The following is a 20,560-nucleotide window of genomic DNA, read 5'->3' as shown; positions in this document are numbered from 1 at the left end:
TTCCGGTGACTCAGGCGGCGAGGGCGCGGCGCGGACCGGCGGAGCGGACGTCGGCCGCGAGCTTGGCGACCAGCACGTCGCCGCCCTTGGTGAGCTGCTGCCCGCGCTCGGAGAACCCGAGGCGGCCGTGGAAGCGCATCGAGCCGGGGTTCGGCGGGTTCAGGTTGACCTCGCACGTCACGACGTCGTGGCCGGCGGTCCGGGCGGCGTCGAACACGGCGTCGTAGAAGAGCTGGCCGATCCCACGGCCGCGGGCGCCCTCGCCCACCACGATGCGGTCGACGTACAGGTGGTCGAGGCCGCGCTCCTCGAACCAGGCGTAGTTCTCGCCTTCCCAGTCCTCGCCGCCCTCGAGCGCCACGACGAAGCCGAGCGGCTCCGCGGGCGCCTGCGGGTCGACGGCGACCAGGGCGAGCGACGACGCGTCGAGCAGCTCGGTCATGTCGTCGGCCGGGGTGTCCGGGACGGCGGGGATCGAGGCGTTGTTCAGACTCACCAGGTGAGAGATGTCGGCGTCGGTGGCGGGGCGCAGCACGGTGACGGTGGACATGGCTCGATCACTCCAAGGAGTCGGCGGGGTCGGTGGGGAACCCGAAGACGTTAGCCGCCGGGGTGGTCGCACGTCTGTGACCTGGGTCAAAGAGTGGTGGCGGTCACGACGGCGATGCGGGGCCGGCGCCCGTCAGGGCGCCGGGCGCGGGCCGAAGACCGCCGTACCCACCCGCACGATCGTGGCACCCTCCGCGATCGCGAGCTCCAGGTCGCCGGTCATGCCCATCGACAGCTCCGTCGCGGAACCCGTCCCCGGCGCCCCCGACGCGAGCACCTCGTCGCGGATCGCGCGCAGCCGGGCGAAGCCCGCGCGGACGGCCTCCTCCGACGACCCCTCCAGGCGCGCGCCGATGGTCATGAACCCGGTCAGGCGCAGGCCCGGCAGGGCGGCGACGGCGGTGGCGAGCGCTCCGGCGTCATCCGGCCCGACGCCGGACTTGCTGTCCTCGCCGGTCACGTTGACCTGCACCATGACGTCCAGGGCGGTGCTGCCGGTGCGGCCGTCGCGCACGCAGCGGTCCGAGATGGCGCGCGCCAGGTCGAGCGAGTCGAGCGTCTCCAGACCCGTCGCGGTGGCCAGCACCTGGTTGATCTTGTTGCGCTGCAGGTGGCCGATCATGTGCACCTGGAGCGTGCCGTCCGCCACCCGGCCGGCCACGGCGGGCGCCTTCGCGACGAGCTCCTGCACCCGGTTCTCGCCGATCAGGTCGACGCCGGCGGCCAGCGCCTCCAGCACGGCGTCCGCCGGCTGCGTCTTGGTCGCGACCAGCAGGCGCACCTCGTCCGGGCCGCGCCCGGCGGCGTCCGCAGCCGCGGCGATCCGGGCCCGGACGGTCGCGAGCCGGTCGGCGACCGTGCCGGAGGCGCTCGGCGGCGGCACCGGGGGCTGCGCTGCCGAAGGCTCTGCTGCCGAAGGTTCTGCTGCCGGGGGTTCTGCTGCCGGGGGCTGGGTGGCGGGCTGGGGCTGGTCGGGCACGGGGTGAGTCTATTTCGGGGTGCCGGGGCAGGCGGACGTCGGCAGACTGGACGGGAGCCTGCGTGCGGGCCCGGCGGAGTCCCGGATCGTGCCGGGACGCTCAGGGTCGGATCAGGGAGGTGCCTGGTTCCGTGACCTGCTGCTCTACGGAAGGATGAGTCCCATGAGAACGCTGCTGAACATCATCTGGGTCATCTTCGCGGGGTTCGGGCTCTGGCTCGGGTACATGCTCGCGGGGATCATCTGCTGCCTGCTCATCGTCACCATCCCGTTCGGCGTCGCGTCCTTCCGCATCGCGGGATACGCCCTGTGGCCGTTCGGGCGCGAGGTCATCGAGAGCCCGCGCTCCGGCATCTTCTCCCTGATCGGCAACGTCATCTGGGTGATCGTCGCGGGCTGGTGGCTCGCGCTGGGGCACATCATCACCGCGATCCCGCTGGTGATCTCCATCATCGGCATCCCGATGGCCTGGGCCAACCTCAAGCTCATCCCGGTCTCGCTGATGCCGCTCGGCAAGCAGATCGTCCCGAGCGACGCGCTGCTGCCGACGTACCGCAAGCAGGTCGCCGCGGCCTGAGGCCTAGTCGCGGGCGATCGGGGCCGTCGTCCCGTTCGTGAGCGTCAGCAGGTCGGCCGGCGCGAGGCCGACGTCGAGCCCGCGCCGGCCGCCGGACACATAGACGACGTCGAACGCCTCGGCGGACTCGTCCAGCACCGTGGTGTGGCGGGTCTTCTGTCCCAGCGGCGAGATGCCGCCCACCACGTACCCGGTGGCCCGTTCGGCCGCCGCGGGCTCGGCCATCGCCGCCTTCTTGCCGCCCGCCGCGCGGGCCAGGGCCTTGAGGTCCAGCTTGCGGTCCACGGGCACGATGCCCACCACGAGCTTCCCGTCGACGTCGGCCAGCAGCGTCTTGAACACCTGCGGCGCGTCGACGCCGATCGCCTCCGCGGCCTCCATGCCGTAGCTGAGCTCGCTCGACGGGTCGTGCTCGTAGGGGTGCAGCGTGTGCGGCACGCCGGACTTCTCGAGGGTCACGACGGCGGGCGTCCCGTGGCTGGCGCGGGCGGACTTCGAGTTCTTGGCCACGACGCGATTGTGCCGTGCGGGTCGCACGCCGGCGCAACGGTTTTGCGGTACGGACTCCACAGGACCGGCGTCGGCGGCCCGGGCTCCGGCGGCATTCCCCTGGAGTCCGGTCGGAAACTACGTGGCTAGCGTAGGGGGCGTGCTCGCCCTCCTCGTCCTCGCCATCCTCGTCGGGGGCTCCCTGCAACGCGTGGCGGGAATGGGCTTCGGGCTCGTCGCCGGACCGTTCATCGTGCTGCTCGTCGGCCCGATCGAGGGCGTCCTGTTCGTCAATCTCGTGGGCGCGGTGATGGCGCTGCTCGTGCTCGGTCGCACCATCCGCCGCGTGAACTGGCGGCGCTACGGCTGGCTGGTGAGTGCCTCGGTCGCGATGAGCGTCCCGGCGGCCCTGGTGATCCGGGACGCGAGCGCGTCCGCCCTGGAGATCGGCGTGGGCGCCGTCGTCGTGGTCGCCATGACGCTCGCACTGGTCACCTCCCGCCTGCGCGGCGCGGAGCGGCCCTTCGCGCCGGACGCGCGGCTGCCGCTCCTGGTGACGGGCGCGGCGGCGGGGTTCGGCAGCGTCGCCGCCGGGATCGGCGGCCCGCCCATCGCCGTCTACTCCGTGCTCGACCGCTGGGACCCGCGCGACTTCGCGGCCACCGCGCAGCCGATCTTCCTCACCAACGCCCTCGCCGCGATGACGGCGAAGCTGCTCTTCGCCGACGCCACGTTCCCCGCCTTCGCGGTCTGGGAGTGGGTGACGATCGGCGTCGCGCTCCTGGCCTCCGTCGGGCTGGGCGAGCTGCTCGTGGGGCGGATCTCGGCGAGCGCCACGCGCAAGGTGCTCGTGACGCTCGCCTACGTGGGCGGGTTCGCGACCCTCGGCCGCGGCCTGCTGGACCTGTTCTGATCCCACCCCCGGACGTGTCAGACGTACAGGTCACCGAGGTGACCTGTACGTCTGACACGTGACGGAGTGTGGAGGGGCTACTTGAGGGACATGAGCGGTTCGCCCGTCGGGGTCAGCCGCGCCGTGCCGAGATTGCCCACCGTGCAGCTTCCGCTGCGCGGGTTGCCGGCGTTCCAGACCTGTCGCAGGCAGTTGCGCATCGCGAGCTGCCCCCAGTAGCTGGGGTGCAGCGACTCCTGGACGTAGTAGGGCGAGTCGCCGATCGTGCTGACGGTCCGGATCTGGTTGACCCACTCGGTCCGGTCGACGGCACCGGGTGACTGCCAGCTCGGCAGGCCCACCTCCTCGTAGAGTCCGACGCCGGTCTCGCACAGCCGCTTGCCGTCGAACGCGTGCGTCATGTCGAGGGTGCGGACGTTCGGCAGGCCGACGTCGGACGCGGCGCCCAGCAGCGCGCCGTTGATGGTGGGCAGGGCCGTGGAGTTGGCCCAGTCGGCGTCCCGGTTCCACAGGCCGCAGCCGCCCGTGGACTGGCGGGTGTAGCCGGACTCCGCGTAGCGGATCCCGGAGCCGTTCGGCACGGGCGAGGGGTAGGTCTGGACCACCAGGGTCCACTGGCCGGTGCTGTACCCGGCGTTGCTCATCGCGGTCGCGACGTTGCGGAGCGCGCCCGCCACGCGGGCCCGGATCGTGGCGACGTTGGATGCGGTGAAGTTGGCCGTGACCGAGCTGTCGTCGTGGCAGTAGTTCTTCCACCAGGTCGGCGAGGTGAGGAAGTTGACGACGCAGCTCTGGACCACGCTCGCGAACTGGAAGTCGTTCCCGCCGATCGAGACGACGACCATGCGGACGTTCCGGGTGGCTGCCGCCTCCTGGAGCATGCGGGCCTGGCCCTTGCCGGCGGAGCCCTCGTAGAAGTCGATGCCCGGCTTGAAGTTCGTGCCGGTCGAGGTGGCTGTCGTGGCCCCGCTGCAGGCGAGGTTGAGGCCGTTCACGCCGCCGCCGATGTGGGCCTCGGCGGAGGAGGCGCGGTGGCAGCGTGCGATGGTCTCGCCCGTGCCGGAGGGGTTGTCGAAGTAGGCGGTCGGCCCGAGGGCGTCGGCCCGGTCGGAGTCGCTGTTGGAGGCGCCGGCCCAGCGGCCGGCCTCCCCGGAGATGTAGGAGTCGCCGAGGGTCACGACCCACGGGGTGCCGACGCCGGGGCCGTCGGCGGGCAGGGGAGCGGCGGGCACGGGGGCAGCGGGCCGGGGAGCGGCGGTCGCGACCGTGGCGCCCGCGATCGTTGTGGCGGCGAGGCAGGTCGAGACGAGCAGGGCGAGGGTCCGCCGGGCGTGCGGGTGTCGGTATCGGTGGTGGGAGCCGTGGCTGGAGTGGTGGCTGGAGTGATGGGCGGAGCGGTCGGGAGAGGGCAGGTGCGTCGTCATTGGCACTCCTGTGTCCAGGCAGTGCCGGTGCGGCACTGCTGACCGGATCTTCAATAGCGGAGTTTATGCCACGGCCGCACTGGGGTAAACATTCGGCAAAACGCCCGGGAAAACTTCCCGCGGCGGCTGCTAGACCTGGCCGACGGCGACCACCGTCAGCACCACCTCGCCGGCCTCGTCGCTCGCCGCCAGGTCGATCCGCGCGGTGATGGCCCAGTCGCGGTTGCGGTCGGCGTCGTCGAGCACCTGCCGCACCCACCAGGTACCGGGCTCGACGCGGCCGGTCTCGCCGTCCGGCTCGCCGGTACCGGAGCTGCCGCTACCGGAGCTGCCGCGCGGCAGCTCCGCGCCCGGCTCCAGGATGGTCAGGAGCGCGGCTGAGCGGGCCTCGGGGCCGATGCCGACGGCGTCGTCACCCTGCTCCTCGAACAGCGGGTCCAGGGCGTCGCCCCACGCGTCGGCGTCCCAGCCCTGGTCCAGTGCGGCGAGTGCGGAGTAGGCCTCGCGGGCGACGAGCTCGACGCGGCGGAACATCGCGTTGCGGACCAGGCGCCGGAACGCGCGCGGGTTGCCGGTGACGGGCCGCACGGGGGCCTCGGCCCCGGCGTCGGCCAGCTCGCCGTCCGTCACGAGGTCGGCATCGTCGTCCACGGGGTTGGCCAAGCGCTCCCACTCGTCGAGCAAGGAGGAGTCCACGCCGCGCACGAGCTCGCCGAGCCACTCGATGATCTCCTGCACCTCCTCGGTGCGGTGCTCGTCGGGAACCACCTGGCGCACGGCCCGGAAGGCGTCGGCGAGGTAGCGCAGCACCACGCCCTCGGTGCGCTCCAGCCCGTAGACGCTGACGATCTCGGCGAACGTCATGGCCTTCTCGACCATGTCGCGCACCACGGACTTGGGTGACAGCTCGGCGTCCGCGACCCACGGGTTGGTGCGCCGGTAGGTCTGGAAGGCGGGCTCCAGGAGGTCGGCCAGCGGCTTGGGCCACGTGACCTCCTCCAGCAGCTCCATGCGCTCCTCGTACTCCAGCCCCTCGGCCTTCATGGCCGCGACGGCCTCACCGCGGGCCCGGTTCTGCTGGCCCATGAGCACCTGGCGCGGGTCGTCCAGGGTGGCCTCGATCACGGAGACGACGTCGAGCGCGTGCGTCGGGCTCTCGACGTCGAGCAGGTCCATGGCCGCCAGCGCGAACGGGGACAGCGGCTGGTTCAGCGCGAAGTCGCGGGGCAGGTCCACCATGAGGCGGGCGGACGGCCGCAGGCCGCCGTCGCCGTCCGGCACCCGGACCTTCTCCACGACGCCCGCGAGCCGCAGCGAGCGGTAGATGCGGAACGCCTGGCGCACGTGCTCGGCCTGCTGCGTCTCCGAGTCGTGGTTGGCGGTCAGGAGGTGACGCATGGCGTCGACGGGGTCGGTCGCGCCGGCGTTGCCCGTGCTGCCGTGGCTGGAGGCGCGGGCCAGCACGTTGAGCACCATCGCGTGGTTCACGCGGAACTGGGAGACCAGGGGCTCCGGGTCGGCGTCCCGCAGGCGCTCGAACGTGGCGTCGGTCCAGTTCACGCTGCCCGACGGCGCCTTCTTGCGCACGATCTTCTTGAGCTTCTTCGGGTCGTCGCCGGCCTTGGCCAGGATCTTCCGGTTCTCGATGACGTGCTCGGGCGCCATGACGAGCACCTCGCCCACGGTGTCGTACCCGGCGCGGCCCGCGCGCCCCGCGATCTGGTGGAACTCGCGCGCGCTGAGGTGGCGCATGCGCTCGCCGTCGAACTTGACGAGGCTCGTGAGGAGCACGGTGCGGATGGGCACGTTGATGCCGACACCGAGGGTGTCGGTGCCGCACACGACCTTGAGCAGGCCCTTCTGTGTCAGGCGTTCCACGAGGCGGCGGTACTTGGGCAGCATGCCCGCGTGGTGCACGCCCACGCCGTGCCGCAGGAACTTGCTGAGGATCTTGCCGAACCCGGTGCCGAACCGGAAGGCGCCCATCTCCGCGATGATCGCCTCCTTCTCGGACTTGCTGGAGACGTTCATCGACAGCAGGGACTGCGCCCGGTCGACGGCGTCCTTCTGCGTGAAGTGCACGACGTACACCGGGGCGCGGTGCGTGGTCACCAGCTCCTGGATCACCTCGGTGAGCGGCTCCACCACGTAGGAGAAGGTGAGTGGGACGGGGCGCTCGGCGCCCGCGACCTCGGCGACGGGCCGTCCCGTGCGCTCCTCGAGGTCCTCGCGCAGCCGGGTGGTGTCGCCGAGGGTGGCGCTCATCAGGATGAACTGGGTGTTCGTGAGCTCCAGCAGGGGCACCTGCCAGGCCCAGCCGCGCTGCGGGTCGCCGTAGTAGTGGAACTCGTCCATGACGACCTGCGCGATGGCGTCGTCGTCCGCGGCGGTGTCGGTCTCGTCCGCGGCGTCGCCCCGGCGCAGCGCGAGGTTCGCGAGGATCTCGGCGGTGCAGCAGATGATCGGGGCGTCCGGGTTGACGGCGGAGTCGCCCGTCATCATGCCGACGTTCTTGGAGCCGAACGCGGCGACGAGGTCGAAGAACTTCTCGCTGACCAGCGCCTTGAGCGGAGCCGTGTAGTACGTGCGGCCGCCGCGCCCGGAGCGGTGGGCCGCCAGGGCGGCGAACTGGGCGCCCATGGCCACCATCGACTTGCCGGAGCCCGTGGGCGTCGCGAGGACCACGTGGGACCCCGTCATGACCTCCAGGAGGGCCTCCTCCTGGTGCGGGTAGAGCGCGCGCCCGCCTGCCGCGGCCCACTCGCCGAACCTCTCGAACAGGACGTCCGGGTCGGGGTCCTTGCCCGTGGGCGCGGGCAGGTACGGGATCAGGGTCCCCGCGGGCCTCGGGGCCCCCGACGACGAGGCCGGGCGGTCGGTGGCGGAGGGGGCGGTCGAGGTTGTCGACGTCGTCGAGGAGGGCGCGGTCATGGTGCTGCCCATTCTTGCAGGCGGTTCCTGCAGGTGGGTGAAGTGGGTGGGGCGAGCCGATGGAGCTCATGCGACCCGGCGAGAGACCCTCTCGCCGTCGTTGGGCCAGGAGGAGCGCGACCACAGGTGGCCTCTTGGCCGTGTTGTGCACAGATTTGATTTCTGGACTCCGTTACGGATTTCTGTTCTATATGTTGGTCGTGTTCGGGCTGGTTTCAGGTCTGTGGTGGTGCGGCGCGATGACGGGAGGTGACGGCCGTGGCGAGCGAGATGGTGCAGTCGGCGGGCGGCGGGACACGTCCCTCGCGTGAGGTGGCGGACGTCGTCGCCGACCTGGAACGGATCGTGGACGAGCTGGTGGACGTCGGTGGTCCGGAGGCTCTGGACGCGCAGGAACGGTTCGGTGTCGGCGTGGGTGCTGTCTCGGACCGGCTGACCGTGCTTTCGCCAGCGCTGCGCAAGGCGCTGCACCGCCTCGACGTCCTGCGCGTGTCGTGGCTGCCCCGGATCGAGGCGCACGGCCTGTGGGCGGCGGACGGGTCGCGCACCTTTCCGGCCTGGTTGTCCCGGAGGGAGGGCGTGCGGTTCGGGACGGCAAGCCGGGACGTGAAGGCCGGACGTCGCCTCGCGGCCCACCTGCCGGCGACGCTCGCCGGGGCCCTTGCGGGCCGGGTGGGGCCCGAGCAGCTGCGCGCGATGATCGACAAGGCCCCGACCTCGGACCTGCGCGCGGAGGCGCTCGCGGACGAGGTTCTGGTCGACCCTGGCGTGACCGAACTCGAGGTGATCGGGGGCGTACAGCCCGGTGACCGCGAAGGTGACGGCGAGGGCGACGGCGACGGTGCGGGCGAGGCGGCAGGAGGCAGGCCGCCGGGCACGCTGATGACTCGGGAGGAACTGCTCTTGACGCACGTCGAGCTCAACACACCGGACGGTTTCCGGCGCATCGTCGACCGGTTCGCCGATCAGGCGGATCCCGACGCCGACGAGCGGGGGTACCGCATCGCCAAGGAGCGCGAGCATCTCGAGCTGGCCAAGACGCTGGACGGCTTCCACATCAAGGGGTTCCTCACCGACGAGCACGGCCACGCGCTGAGCGCGGCGCTCGGATCCGTGATGGGTAAGCCGACGCCGGGTGACGAACGAACGGCGACCCAGCGTCGTGCGCAGGCGCTCGCGGACCTGGCCCGCACCGCGCTCGACAACGGTCGTACGGGTTCGGGGGCCGCGGTGCGGCCGCAGATCAGCGTGCTCGTGTCCCTCGGTGAGATGGAACGACTGGTTACCCGGGTGCCCGGTGGTGCTGCCGCGGGCGCGGAGGTGCGCGGCGTGCCGGCAGGTACGGGGAACGCCGGGCCTGTGCGGTCGGGAGCGGCCTTCGACTCGGTGCCACCGACCCTGACCGGAGACGGACGCGACAGTGTCATTCCGAGGAGCCTGTTTCGGCGGCTGGCGTGCGACAGCGCCATCACGCGCGTGGTGTTCGGTGCGGACGGCGCGGTGCTCGACGTCGGTCGAGCACACCGGACGGTGACCGGCCAGATGCGCAGGGCGGTGATCGCCCGTGATCGGCACTGCGTGTATCCGTCGTGCGATCAGCCGCCGGCGCGGTGCGAGGTCCATCACGCCGTCCGGCACTGGGCCGACGGCGGCGAGACCTCCGTCGCCAACGGTGCGCTGCTCTGCTACCACCATCACGACCTGGTCGACACGACCGGCGTCACCATGCGTTGGCGAGAGGGTGTCGGCGGGTGGGCCTTCGCGGACCGGCACGGCCGGGTGATCGCTGATCCCGGCGCACCGGTCGGGTCCACTGCCCGCCTCGGAGCCGACGCGCCACCGGACCGGGCGGCATGAACGTGACGCGCCTGGGCTGTGCGTCCCACGGGTGCACAGGTGGCTCGGCACGTGGCCCGTCGTCTGGGGCCGCCATCCCGAGGCTTGCCCCAGGGCTACCGGTCCGTGCCGGCCGGGTCGGTGCTGGCCGGGTCGGTGCTGGCCGGGTCGGTGCTGGCCAGGTCGGTGTTCGTCAGGCTTGCGTTCACGGGCTCACCCTTCGTGGGCTCGGGGTGCGGGGGCCCGGCGTCGACCCGTTTCTCGCCGGCTTGCACCGCGACCACGCCGGCGAGGATCAGGACCCCGCCCACGAGCTGGATCGGCTGCGGCAGCTCGCCGAGCAGCAGCCAGGCGAAGCCGATGGCGGAGACCACCTCGAACAGCCCGACGAAGGACGACAGCCGGGGGCCCAGGAGCCGGCCCGCGGCGATGCCTGCGACGTAGGCGAACGCGGCCGTGATCACGCCGAGGCCGACGAGCGGCAGCCACCACGGCACCGCCGTACCCGCGTACACCGGCGAGACGGTGCTGTACTCCAGCGGCATGAGCCCGGTCGCGCCGAGCAGGCCCAGCGCCAAGGCTGCGGTCGTCAGTCCGCCGGCTGCCAGGGCGAGCGGCGGCAGACCGGTGTCGACGTTCGCGTTGATGACGAAGTACGTCGAGACGCCGAGCATCGCGACCAGGGCCCACGCGATGCCGACCGGGTCGACGGCCGTGGCGCCCGGGGTGCCCGAGACCAGGTTCAGCACGAGCACGAGGCCGACGGCGGCGAGCAGCGTGCCGCCGATTGTCGCCCGCGTCGGGCGCTGACCGTGCCGGAGCCAGAACCAGAGCACCACGGCGGCTGGCGCCGTGTACTCGATGAGCAGGGCAGGCCCGACAGGCATGTGCTGCACCGCGGAGAAGTAGGCGAACTGGCAGCCCGCGACCGACACCGCGCCGTAGACCGCGATGAGCCCGAGGTTGCGGCGGACCGGCTCCCAGTCGCCGCGCAGCGACACGATGCCGAGCGGCAGCACCACCAGTGCGGCGATCGCCACGCGGACCAGGACCATCGCGCCCGGGCTCCAGCCCGTGTCCAGGAGTCCGCTGGCGAACACCCCGGACAGGCTGAACGCCACCGCCGAGGCACCGGCGAACACCAGGCCCAGCGTGAGCCGGCGCGACAGCCGGGGCCGAACGCTGCGGAGCCCGCGGAACCCGCGCACGGCCGTTGCGTCGAGGCTCGGCTTACCGGGGACCGGCCCGTTGATGTCAGGTGTCACAGCGCCCATGGGTCCTGACGCTATGGGCGGAGCGAGTAATGTGTCAACGTGGTTTTCACTCATGACACTGAGGAGTCGCTCCAGGCCGCCGTCGTGCTCGTGAACGCAGGCGAGCCACCGGTCACGATCGAGACCGTGGCCGACCTGGACGCGTTCTTCGCCGGGCAGGGCTACACGGGGCGGCACGACGGCACGCAGGCCGAGCTGGAAGAGGTGCTGGCGCTGCAGCCGCGGCTGCGCGAGCTGCTCACCGCCGACCGCGACGCGGCCGTCGCTCTGGTGAACGGCATGCTGTCCGCCGCCGGGGCGGTGCCGCAGCTCGTGCGGCACCCGCCCGCCGACTGGCACATCCACGCCGTGCCGAGCGACGCGCCGCTGGCCACGCGGATCCTGGTCGAGACGGCGATGGCCATGATCGACGTGATCCGGGACGACGAGCTCTCCCGCCTCGCGGTGTGCGCCGACGACGACTGCCAGGGGATCGTCCTGGACCTGTCCCGCAACCGGTCGCGGCGCTACTGCTCCACCACGTGCAGCAACCGCAACGCCCAGGCCGCCCACCGCGCCCGGCGCGCGGATCAGGCGTCGGCGGTGGGGTCGGTGGTGGGGTCGACGGTGTCCTGATCGACGGCATAGCGCGACCGGCCCGAGGCCATGGCCGCGACGATCGCGTCGGCCACCCCGGCGACGTCGTCCGGCAGCTCGGTCAGCACGGCTCCGGGTGGGGCGCCCGTGCTGTCGGTGCCTGCGCTGTTGGTGCCCGCGCTGTCGGTGCGCGCGCCGGTGACCGTCGAGCCGGGGCGTGGTGTCGTCGCCCGGACGAAGTCGTCGTGCATGTGCCGGGCGGCATCGAGGTCCGTGAAGCCGTGGCCCGTCCGCGTCTCGACCCGCTGCAGGCAGACCTCCACAGGCGGCAGCAGCACCACGTAGTCGAGCACCGCGACGCCGGCGAGCCGCGCGAACGTGGGCAGGAACCACGGCCCGATCACGCCGTCGTAGACCACGGCCATGCCGCCGGCGGCGAAACCGCCTGCGGCGGCCGCGGCCGCGCGGACCGTCGTGTCGTTCTGGGCGTGCGACTCCGGGAGCCAGGGCGGGATCATCCCGCGGCGCAGGAAGCGGAAGAACGCGTCGCCCTCCACGAGCACGCTCGGCTCCCAGCGGTCGGCCAGGGCCTCGGACACCGTGGACTTGCCGGAGCCGGGCGGCCCGGTCACGACGAGCAGGCCCGGGGCGACGGTTCCCGCGTCGGCGTCGGCGTCGGCGGCGGCGGGGGCGCCGGTCCGGCGCTCGGTCCCGCTCATCCGAGGTCCCACAGGAGGCGGTACCAGGCGACTCGCTCCGGGTCCTCGTCGATCCCGTACGCCTCGTAGACCAGGTGGTCGTACCCGGGGCCGTAGTTCCACCCCAGGCTGTAGGTGGCGACGCCGAGGTCGGCCCAGCGGTCGGCGACGCCGAGCCCGCCGAGGTCCACGTGCCCGAACCAGGTGCCGTCGTCGGCGAGCAGGGTGTTGGGCGCGCAGGCGTCGCCGTGACAGACGACGACCCGGTCGTGCTCGGGTGCGTCCGCCAGGCGCGCCCGCGCCTCGGCCGACCACCCGTCGGCGGCGTGACCCCGGGCCGCCCGGTCCTCGGCGATCGCCATGCGGTCCTCGATGCTCCAGGTCCACGGGCACTCGTCGACGGGCAGCACGTCGTGCAGCGCGCGGAGACCGGCCCCGATGGCCCGGGCGGCGGTCTCCGGCTCGGCGAGCCAGCGCGGGTCGACGGCGGAGCGGGCGGGCATCGCGGTCGTGACCAGCCACTTCGCCTCGGCGTCGGAGCCGATGTCGAGGACGTGCGGCACCGGCGTCCAGGTCTCGGCCCAGCGCATCCGCGCGGCCTCGTTCTCCAGGTCGACCCGTTCGGTCGTGGCCCGGTCCGAGAAAGGCATCCACTTGACGTAGTAGGCGGACGACGGTGCACGGCCCGTCACGTGCGTCGTGGGGTGTGCCGGCGGGTCGACCCGGAAGGTCAGGCCGCCCAGCTCGTTGCGCCAGGCCGGCGTGAGGGCTCCGTCGCCGGCCAGCTCGCGCACGACGTCGGGCACCGAGACCGCTTCGGCGGGGATCGTCATGGGCCCAGGGTGGCAGACCGGGGCCGGTGTCCACGAGGTGAATTCCGCTGGTGGCGGCGACGGTTGCCCCGGCGTCTCCGCAGGTGGCCCGCGACGTGCCTCCTCCGACGTGCCTCCTCCGAACGATGTACACCGCCGTGCGGAGATCGGCCGGATGGCTGACGCCGTCGTGCCCGGTCCGCGACAGGCTCGGTCCATGCCCGCCCACGAGCCGTCGAGCACGGCCACACCAGCGACCTCGTCCGTCCTGTCCGCCTCGCCGTCCGCCCCGTCCGTCGCGCCGATCCCGACGGGCGCGTCCGGTCGGATCCTCGCGCTCGACGTCCTGCGCGGGATCGCGATTCTCGGCACCCTCGCCAGCAACATCTGGCTGTTCAGCACGCCGGGCGGACCGGCGGCGTGGCTCTCGGACGGCTTCGCCACGGACGACCCGGTGCGGACCGTGCTGCAGGCCCTGTCCAACGGGAAGTTCCTCGCGCTGCTCACGCTGCTCTTCGGGGTGGGGCTCGAGCTGCAGTACCGCTCCACGGTGCGGCGGGGTCTGCCGTGGCCTGGTCGGTACGTGCTCCGGGCCGCGATCCTCTTCGTCGAGGGCCTGCTGCACTACGTGCTGGTCTTCGAGTTCGACGTGCTCATGGGGTACGCGATCGCCTCGCTGCTCGCCGCCTGGTTGGTCGGGCGCAGCGACCGTGTGGTGCGCGCCTGGGGCGGCGTGGTGGCCGGCGTCTACGTCGCGGCGATCGTGGCGCTCACCGCGCTCCTGGTCGGCACCTCGGGCGCTCAGGCCGAGGGCGGGCAGGGCAGCGACGGGCAGGGTGGAGTCGGGCAGGCCGGGCAGGGCGAGACGACGACCGCCGCGGGCGACGGCGTCGCGAGCCTGTCGACGGCGAGCTGGCTGGACCAGGTCGTGGTGCGGCTCACGCACATGGACGTGTTCCGGATCGAGCTGCTCCTCATCGTGCCGTCGGCCACGGTGCTGTTCCTGGTGGGTTCGCGGCTCGTCCGCGCGGGGATGTTCTCGACGACGGCCGAGGGGGCGCGGCTGCGTCGCCGCCTCGCGTGGGTCGGGCTGGGGGCCGGGGTCCCGCTGAACGCGCTGACGACGTGGGCCGGGCCCAGCTGGGTCCTCGTGGACCGCTACCTCGTCCCGCCGCTGGTGGCGCTCGGGATCCTCGCGCTGGGCACCACGCTCGTCGCCCGCCTGCGGCCGGGTAGCCCGCCGAGCCTGCTGCGGCGCGGCGTCGAGGGGGTCGGGCGGACCGCGCTGTCCTGCTACGTGCTGCAGAACGTGCTCGCCTCGGTGATCTGCTTCGACTGGGGTCTTGGTCTGGCCGGGGGCGACCCGTGGCAGGTCGTCCTGATCTGGGCTGCGATCTCGCTGACGCTGATGGTGGCGGCGCCCCTGTGGCTCCGTAGGTGGCACCGCGGCCCGATCGAACTCGTGATGCACCGTGTCTACGACGCGGGCCGCAGGTGACGTCGCGGGCCGGGCTGCTGGCCGACGCGCCGCACCCGGAGTGCCTCCTCGGCGTCCCAGAGGGCCCGGTAGTAGCGGGTGCGTTCGAGGTCCGGCGCGACGCCGTAGGCGGCCAGGACCAGTGGCTCCAGCCCGGGGCCGTAGCGGCGCGTGACGCTCCGGGTGGTGACCGCGATGTCGGACCAGCGGTCGGCCACGCCCAGGTCGCCGACGTCGACGTGGGCCGCGAACCGTCCGGCGCGGTCGAGCAGCGTGTTCGGCACGGTCGCGTCGCCGTGGCACACGACGAGCCGGTCCACCCGCGGCGGGGTGCCCAGCGTCGTCGTGATCGACGGACGGGCCGCCGTGCCGGTCGGAAGGGCGGCGACGCGCAGCTCGGCCGTGCGGACGAACGGGCAGGTGTCGATGGGCAGCGCGTCGTGGAACCGGCGCAGGCCCAGGCCGACGGCGATCGCCGAACGCTTCGCGAGGGCGCGCCAGCGGGGTTCGATGGCGGACGTGGCGAGCGTGCCGCCCACCTCGACGGTCTCGGTCAGCAGCCAGGACCCGCGCGGGTCGCGTCCCACGGCGAGCACGCGGGGCACCGCCGTGAACGATCCGGCCCAGGTCAGCCGGTCCGCCTCGGCGAACGGGTCGGGGCAGGCCGAGGAGCGGGGGACCCACTTGAGGTAAGTGCTCCGGCCGGCGGTGTCCGACGCCGGGCCGGGTGGCCGCCCGTCCTCGAGCCGGGCGGTGAAACCGCCGTACTCGTTGCGCCACACGGGAACGACCGTCGCGGCCGGCCGCAGTCGTCCAGCCAGGTCGTGCATGACGGGCGGTACTTCGACGGGTGTCGGACCGATGCCGACCACTGTGCTCGACACGGCACCATCCTCCCATAGAGCGGGTGAAAAATGGCGACCGGTTCGTGATGCCGCAGGGCACTGGGTGACACGACGGGGCCGGGTGCCCGGCGCGCTGATCGGCGTCGGGCACCCGGCCCCGGATGGTCAGTGGGTGTCAGACGGCGGTCAGCGCCCCGCGCGTGTCGAGGGCCGCCGGCGCCTGCGCGCCCGTGCCCGCGCCGGCGTCGGTGCCGGCGTCGGCCGCGGCGGCACCGGTCACGGTGACGTCGACGCACTGGTAGAACGCGTTCACGGTGTCCGCGATGTTCCAGCGGGCCAGGATCGTGTGGTCACCGGCCGGCAGGCCGCTCAGCGTGTGCTCGACGGTCGCGCCGGGCTGGGCGCCGCCGTCGTCCACGGTCTTGAAGAGCTGGCCGTCCACGAAGTACTCCCAGGTGGACGTGGAGTGCCGGGCCGTGATCTGCCAGCGGAACGTGGTGTCGCCGCCGATGGTGGTGCGCGGCCAGGGCAGCGAGTCGTCGTCGACCACGGTGAAGCCGCTGCCGCCCGAGCACTGCGTGGAGCCCTTCGGTGCCTCGACGCTCTGCGGCTCGTACTGGAGGCCGCCGCAGTCGAAGCTCACGGTGCCGGACGCGCAGTGGTCCGCGCGGCTCGGGGGGCTGGTGATCCAGCCGTGGGCCTGCGCCTGCGGCAGCAGCGCGCCCGGCGCGGCGGTGAGGAAGGCCGCCGCGAGTGCCAGGGCGGCGAGCGCGGAGAGCAGGAGGCGGGTCTGCGGGCTGGCGGTTCGTGCACGGTTCACGGTGATGCCTTCCGTCGTACGAGCGGGTGAAATTTCCTGGGTAGGCATCGAACCTAGGAAATGGTCGCTTTGCTGACAATGAGGGTGAATTCGTACGCGGTTCCCCGTATTTTCGGCTGCGGACGCCTGTGAGCGGGTCGTCATGCACGGACCAGCCGACTGACTCGGCCTATTCCGCGTGGCGAGTCAGCCGGCTGGTCGTGGGTGGGACGTGGGTCGTGGGTCGGTCTAGCCGCCGGGAGTCAGAGGTGGGCGGCTAGCAGGCGGCCGCTGACCGCCGTCTGGCCGGCGCTCGGGCTGCCACCACCGATGTTGACGTCCATGCAGGCGTAGAACGCCATGGCGGTGTCGTACACGTTCCAGCGGGCGAGGATCGTGTGGTTGCCGCTCGGCAGGCCCGTGAGGGTGTGCGTGACCGTCGCGGGCGGTGTGGCGCCGTTGTCGTTCACCGTCTTGAAGAGCCGGCCGTCCACGAAGTACTCCCAGCTCGCCGTCCGGTGGAAGGCCGTCAGCGTCCATCGGAAGGTGTGCGTGCTGCTGATGCTGGTGCGGGGCCATGCCAGGGAGCTGTTGTCCAGCGTGGTGAAGCGGCTGCCGCCGGAGCAGAGCATCGACCCCTTCGGCGCCTCCACGCTCTGCGGCTCCCATTCGACGCCGTTGCAGGACCAGCTGACGGTCCGCTTGGCGCAGTGGTCCTGCCGGCTCGGCGGCGAGACGACCCAGCCGTGGGCCTCGGCCCGGGGGGTCAGGGCGTTCGGTGTGGCGACCAGCGCCGTCAGGGTCAGGGCCAGGACGGCGAGGACGCCGAGCAGGACTCTGGCGACGGGTGTCTGCGGTGCGGTGACTCTCATGGGGCTCACCTCGTGTTCTGTCGGTGGGGACTGCGAAGTTGGGAGTTGCCTGGGGTGCTCCTGAGTGCTGGGGTGCGACAGGCACGACGCTAGAAAGGAGGATGGCCCGCCGACAAGTAGGGCAACTACGTACGGGTGCGGGCTCGAAAAGCGCGGGTCGACGCCGGTTACGGCGTGTCGAACGCGGTGTCGGGCACAGCGTCGAACGCGGTGTCGGGCACAGCGTCGAACGCGGTGTCGGGCACCGTGTCGAGCACCGTGTCGCAGGCCTGGACCAGCCGCTCCCGGAGCGCGCCCGACCGGCGCGCGAAGTCGCGCTGCCGCTGCACGTACTCGGCCTTGCCGTCGGGCGTCTCGATCGGGACGGCCGCGACGCCGTACTCGGAGACGTCGTACGGGGAGGCCGCCATGTCGGTCCAGCGGATGTCGCGGGCCAGCTCGAACGCGTCGAGCAGCAGGTCGCCGGGCACGGCCGGGCCGAGCTTGAGGCACCACTTGTAGAGGTCCATGTTGGCGTGCAGGCAGCCGGGCTGTTCCATACCCGCCTGGGCGGCGCGCGTCGGCCGGAGCTGGTTGCGCGCCGTCGCCTCCGGCGTGAAGAACCGGAACGCGTCGAAGTGCGAGCAGCGCACGGGGTTGGCCTCGACCACGGCGTCGGTGCCCTCGTGCCCGAGCCGGAGCGGCAGGGGGTGCCGCTGGTCGCGGCCCGCCTCGCGGTCGCGGTAGACCATGGCCCACTCGTGCAACCCGAAGCAGCCGAACGTGCCGGGCCGCGACGCCGTCGCCGACAGCAGCTCGCGGACGTACCGCACGGTGTCGCCGCGGTCGGCGAGGAACGTGTCGCGGTCGAGCGTGACGGCGGCCGGTGTGCCGTCGTCCGGCCGGGACGTCCGGTGCCACCGCCACGCGGCGCGGTCCTCCGGGTCGGGCGCGCCGGCTCCGGCCGCCGGGTTCCCGGACGCCGCCGGGTTTCCGGACGCCGCCGAGTTCCGGGCAGCCGAGTTCTCGGACGCCGCCGGGTTTCCGGACGCCGCCTGGCCGACCGTCGGACCGGGCACCGTCGGGCCGACCGCCGTCGGGCCGACCGCCTCCCCGCCGTCGGGCAGCGCGAGCGCGACGCCCGCGCCCGGGTGCCAGCGCCGCAGGTGCGCGATGCGCGTGGGGTAGTACGTGAACAGGAAGTCCTCGATCGCGTGCTTGCGCCCGGCCGTGCGGGCGGCGCGCCAGACCGCGGTGAGCGCGTCGGCGCGCTCGGCGTGGGCGGCGGCGAGGGGCAGCCACTCCTCGGGGAGCAGCGCCGCGGTCGGCCTGCCGAGGACTGTGGTCACCGGTCCAGGGTACGGCGGGCCACGGCACCGGCCCGCCGCCGGCCACGGCACCGGCTCGGCACCGGCCCGCCACCGGCCCGTCTCCGGCCCGCCACCGGCTCGGCACCGCGCGGCGCATAGGGTGCGACCATGTCCGACCTCCCTCTGCGCCGTCTCGGGCGCTCCGGCCTGTCCGTTCCCGTCGTCGGCCTGGGGTGCAACAACCTCGGCCGCCCCGGCACCGTCACCGAGACCACGGAGGGGGCCACGGCCCTGGTCGACGCCGCGGTCGACGCGGGCGTGACCTTCTTCGACACCGCCGACGCCTACGGCGCCCGGCCCGGCCTCTCCGAGGAGCTCCTCGGCGCCGCGCTCAAGGGCCGCCGCGACGACGTGCTGATCGCCACGAAGTTCGGGCTCGACGTGCACGGCGCGAACGGCCAGGACTTCGGGGCGCGCGGGTCACGCCGGTACATCGTGCGGGCGGCCGAGGCGTCGCTGCGCCGGCTCGGCACGGACTGGATCGACCTCTACCAGCTCCACGCGCCCGACCCGGCGACCCCGGTCGACGAGACGCTCGCCGCGCTGGACGACCTGGTGCGCTCGGGCAAGGTCCGGTACGTGGGTCACTCGAACTTCCGCGGCTGGCAGGTGGCCGACGCCGAGCACGTGGCCCGCGGGCTGGGCGGCGGCAGCACCCGGTTCGTCTCGGCGCAGAACAAGTACTCGCTGCTGGCCCGCGGCCTGGAGCGGGAGGTGCTGCCCGCCGCGCGGGAGTACGGGATCGGCGTGCTGCCGTACCACCCGCTCGAGAACGGCCTGCTCACGGGCAAGTACGCGGGCGGCGCCCGGCCCGACGGCTCGCGCCTGGTCACGATCAAGCCCCAGCTCCTGGAGACCGCGCCGTGGGCGGCCCTGGACAAGTTCGCGGCGTTCTGCCGGGAGCGGGACGTGACGGAGACCGTCGTCGCCTTCTCCTGGCTGCTGTCCCGGCCCGAGGTGTCGTCGGTGATCGCGGGCGCCACCCGGCCCGAGCAGGTGCGCGGCAACGCCCAGGCCTGGACGTGGACCCCGACGACCGACGACCTCGCCGAGCTGGACGAGATCTTCCCCGCCTGACCTGTCAGACCCCGCCAGACCCCGCTCAGACCCCGCCAGACCCCACCGCACGTGTCAGACGCACAGATCCCTCGGGTGACCTGTGCGGCTGACACGTGCGAGACGGTCTGACCCGTGCGAGACGGCCTGACACGCGGGACCCGGGCTGGGTAGCGTGGCGGGCATGAGCCACCCGTTCCGGCCGTTCCGCCAGGTCAACGTCTTCTCCGCCACCCCGACGGGCGGCAACCCCGTCGCCGTCGTGCACGGGGCCGACGGCCTCACCGACGAGCAGCTCGCCGCCTTCGCCCGCTGGACCAACCTCTCGGAGACCACGTTCCTGCTCGACCCGACCGAGGCCGGGCAGGCCGCCGGCGCCGACTACCGCGTGCGGATCTGGACGCCGGGCGGCGAGCTGCCTTTCGCCGGCCACCCGACGCTCGGCACCGCGCACGCCTGGCTGGAGGCGGGCGGCGTGCCCCGCGGGCAGGACGTGGTCCAGGAGTGCGGCGTGGGCCTGGTGCGCGTGCGGCGCGAGGACACGGGTGCGGGGCAGCGCCTCGCCTTCGCCGGTCCGCCCCTGTCCCGCTCGGGCGCGGTCGACGACGCCGACGTCGCGCAGATCGCGCGCTCGCTGCGCCTGGAGGTGTCCGACGTCGTCCGCTCGGCCTGGGTCGACAACGGTCCGGGCTGGGTCGCGGTCCAGCTCCGCGACGCCGACGTGGTGCTCGGCCTGGAGCCCGACCTCGTGGCGATGGGCGACCTGAAGCTGGGCGTGGTCGGCGAGTACCCGAGCGGCCACCCGGCGCGCACCGGCGCCGACGCGCCCGCAGTCGAGGTGCGCGCGTTCGTCCCGTCCATCGGCGTGGGGGAGGACCCGGTGACCGGCAGCCTCAACGCCGGCCTCGGGCAGTGGCTCGCCGGCGACGTGCTGCCGTCGTCGTACGTCGCGTCGCAGGGGACGGCGATGGGGCGCGCCGGGCGCGTCCACGTCACGAAGCTGCCCGACGGCGAGGTGTGGGTGGGCGGCGACACGTTCACGACGATCGTCGGCGAGGTAACGCTCTAGCTGTGATGTCCAGGCAGGCGGCCGGACCCGAGGCC

General features: G+C 73.0%; 19 protein-coding genes. 7 read left to right on the top strand and 12 right to left on the bottom strand.

Going from position 1 to position 20,560, the window contains the following annotated elements; all coding sequences use genetic code 11:
• Window positions 1-10: 10 nt before the first annotated feature.
• Complete coding sequence (locus tag ACZ7LE_RS17425) at window positions 11-550, bottom strand: GNAT family N-acetyltransferase (protein ID WP_470404485.1); 540 nt, start codon at window positions 548-550, stop codon at window positions 11-13.
• A gap of 132 nt (window positions 551-682) precedes the next feature.
• Complete coding sequence (locus tag ACZ7LE_RS17420; protein WP_470404565.1) at window positions 683-1,432, bottom strand: YggS family pyridoxal phosphate-dependent enzyme; 750 nt, start codon at window positions 1,430-1,432, stop codon at window positions 683-685.
• A gap of 259 nt (window positions 1,433-1,691) precedes the next feature.
• Here ACZ7LE_RS17420 and ACZ7LE_RS17415 point away from each other — a divergent pair, with 259 nt between their 5' ends.
• Window positions 1,692-2,105 (top strand): YccF domain-containing protein, encoded by a 414-nt coding sequence (locus ACZ7LE_RS17415; protein ID WP_470404484.1) that lies wholly within the window; start codon window positions 1,692-1,694, stop codon window positions 2,103-2,105.
• A 3-nt stretch (window positions 2,106-2,108) separates the two neighbouring features.
• On the opposite strand, the gene ybaK is transcribed toward ACZ7LE_RS17415, so the two are convergent.
• On the bottom strand, window positions 2,109-2,615 hold the full coding sequence (gene ybaK / locus ACZ7LE_RS17410; protein WP_377231006.1) for a Cys-tRNA(Pro) deacylase: 507 nt from the start codon (window positions 2,613-2,615) through the stop codon (window positions 2,109-2,111).
• Window positions 2,616-2,754: 139 nt separating this feature from the next.
• Between ybaK and ACZ7LE_RS17405 the strand changes: the two genes are divergently transcribed.
• On the top strand, window positions 2,755-3,507 hold the full coding sequence (locus tag ACZ7LE_RS17405) for a TSUP family transporter (RefSeq protein ID WP_470404483.1): 753 nt from the start codon (window positions 2,755-2,757) through the stop codon (window positions 3,505-3,507).
• A 77-nt stretch (window positions 3,508-3,584) separates the two neighbouring features.
• Here the strand turns inward: ACZ7LE_RS17405 and ACZ7LE_RS17400 are convergent, their stop codons facing one another.
• Complete coding sequence (locus ACZ7LE_RS17400) at window positions 3,585-4,931, bottom strand: SGNH/GDSL hydrolase family protein (protein WP_470404482.1); 1,347 nt, start codon at window positions 4,929-4,931, stop codon at window positions 3,585-3,587.
• A 129-nt stretch (window positions 4,932-5,060) separates the two neighbouring features.
• Window positions 5,061-7,862, bottom strand: a complete 2,802-nt coding sequence (locus tag ACZ7LE_RS17395) for a DEAD/DEAH box helicase (protein WP_470404481.1) — start codon at window positions 7,860-7,862, stop codon at window positions 5,061-5,063.
• Window positions 7,863-8,111: 249 nt separating this feature from the next.
• Here ACZ7LE_RS17395 and ACZ7LE_RS17390 point away from each other — a divergent pair, with 249 nt between their 5' ends.
• On the top strand, window positions 8,112-9,719 hold the full coding sequence (locus ACZ7LE_RS17390; RefSeq protein WP_470404480.1) for an HNH endonuclease signature motif containing protein: 1,608 nt from the start codon (window positions 8,112-8,114) through the stop codon (window positions 9,717-9,719).
• Window positions 9,720-9,814: 95 nt separating this feature from the next.
• Here the strand turns inward: ACZ7LE_RS17390 and ACZ7LE_RS17385 are convergent, their stop codons facing one another.
• Entirely contained in the window at window positions 9,815-10,972 is a 1,158-nt protein-coding gene (locus tag ACZ7LE_RS17385) for a DMT family transporter (RefSeq protein ID WP_470404479.1), read from the bottom strand.
• 39 nt (window positions 10,973-11,011) lie between these two features.
• On the opposite strand from ACZ7LE_RS17385, the gene ACZ7LE_RS17380 reads away from it, so the two are divergent.
• Window positions 11,012-11,587, top strand: coding sequence for a CGNR zinc finger domain-containing protein (locus ACZ7LE_RS17380; protein WP_470404478.1), 576 nt, complete (start codon window positions 11,012-11,014; stop codon window positions 11,585-11,587).
• Here the strand turns inward: ACZ7LE_RS17380 and ACZ7LE_RS17375 are convergent.
• Entirely contained in the window at window positions 11,542-12,267 is a 726-nt protein-coding gene (locus ACZ7LE_RS17375) for an AAA family ATPase (protein WP_470404477.1), read from the bottom strand. The genes ACZ7LE_RS17380 and ACZ7LE_RS17375 overlap by 46 nt on opposite strands.
• Window positions 12,264-13,079: a phosphotransferase gene (locus ACZ7LE_RS17370; RefSeq protein WP_470404476.1), complete on the bottom strand. Its 816-nt coding sequence runs from the start codon at window positions 13,077-13,079 to the stop codon at window positions 12,264-12,266. Before ACZ7LE_RS17370 ends, ACZ7LE_RS17375 begins: the two co-directional genes overlap by 4 nt.
• A 196-nt stretch (window positions 13,080-13,275) precedes the next feature.
• Here ACZ7LE_RS17370 and ACZ7LE_RS17365 point away from each other — a divergent pair, with 196 nt between their 5' ends.
• The gene (locus tag ACZ7LE_RS17365; RefSeq protein ID WP_470404475.1) at window positions 13,276-14,556 is read left to right on the top strand and encodes a DUF418 domain-containing protein; all 1,281 of its coding nucleotides are present in this window, start codon (window positions 13,276-13,278) and stop codon (window positions 14,554-14,556) included.
• Here the strand turns inward: ACZ7LE_RS17365 and ACZ7LE_RS17360 are convergent.
• The 4 genes from ACZ7LE_RS17360 to ACZ7LE_RS17345 all read right to left on the bottom strand — a co-directional run bounded on the left by ACZ7LE_RS17360 (window position 14,535) and on the right by ACZ7LE_RS17345 (window position 18,379).
• The gene (locus ACZ7LE_RS17360; RefSeq protein WP_470404474.1) at window positions 14,535-15,419 is read right to left on the bottom strand and encodes a phosphotransferase; all 885 of its coding nucleotides are present in this window, start codon (window positions 15,417-15,419) and stop codon (window positions 14,535-14,537) included. The genes ACZ7LE_RS17365 and ACZ7LE_RS17360 overlap by 22 nt on opposite strands.
• Before the next feature lie 136 nt (window positions 15,420-15,555).
• The gene (locus ACZ7LE_RS17355; RefSeq protein ID WP_470404473.1) at window positions 15,556-16,200 is read right to left on the bottom strand and encodes a lytic polysaccharide monooxygenase auxiliary activity family 9 protein; all 645 of its coding nucleotides are present in this window, start codon (window positions 16,198-16,200) and stop codon (window positions 15,556-15,558) included.
• Window positions 16,201-16,442: 242 nt separating this feature from the next.
• A complete protein-coding gene (locus tag ACZ7LE_RS17350) occupies window positions 16,443-17,051 on the bottom strand; it encodes a lytic polysaccharide monooxygenase auxiliary activity family 9 protein (RefSeq protein ID WP_470404472.1) in 609 nt (202 codons plus the stop codon).
• A gap of 167 nt (window positions 17,052-17,218) precedes the next feature.
• The gene (locus ACZ7LE_RS17345; protein ID WP_470404471.1) at window positions 17,219-18,379 is read right to left on the bottom strand and encodes a 3-methyladenine DNA glycosylase; all 1,161 of its coding nucleotides are present in this window, start codon (window positions 18,377-18,379) and stop codon (window positions 17,219-17,221) included.
• A 129-nt stretch (window positions 18,380-18,508) separates the two neighbouring features.
• On the opposite strand from ACZ7LE_RS17345, the gene ACZ7LE_RS17340 reads away from it, so the two are divergent.
• Window positions 18,509-19,477, top strand: a complete 969-nt coding sequence (locus ACZ7LE_RS17340; protein ID WP_470404470.1) for an aldo/keto reductase — start codon at window positions 18,509-18,511, stop codon at window positions 19,475-19,477.
• 163 nt (window positions 19,478-19,640) lie between these two features.
• Window positions 19,641-20,525, top strand: a complete 885-nt coding sequence (locus ACZ7LE_RS17335) for a PhzF family phenazine biosynthesis protein (protein ID WP_470404469.1) — start codon at window positions 19,641-19,643, stop codon at window positions 20,523-20,525.
• The last annotated feature ends 35 nt before the right edge of the window (window positions 20,526-20,560 follow it).

Source organism: Promicromonospora sp. NPDC110617, assembly GCF_055598465.1.
The sequence above is the reverse complement of the archived record's forward strand: the minus strand, read 5'-3'. Positions and strand labels throughout refer to the sequence as shown.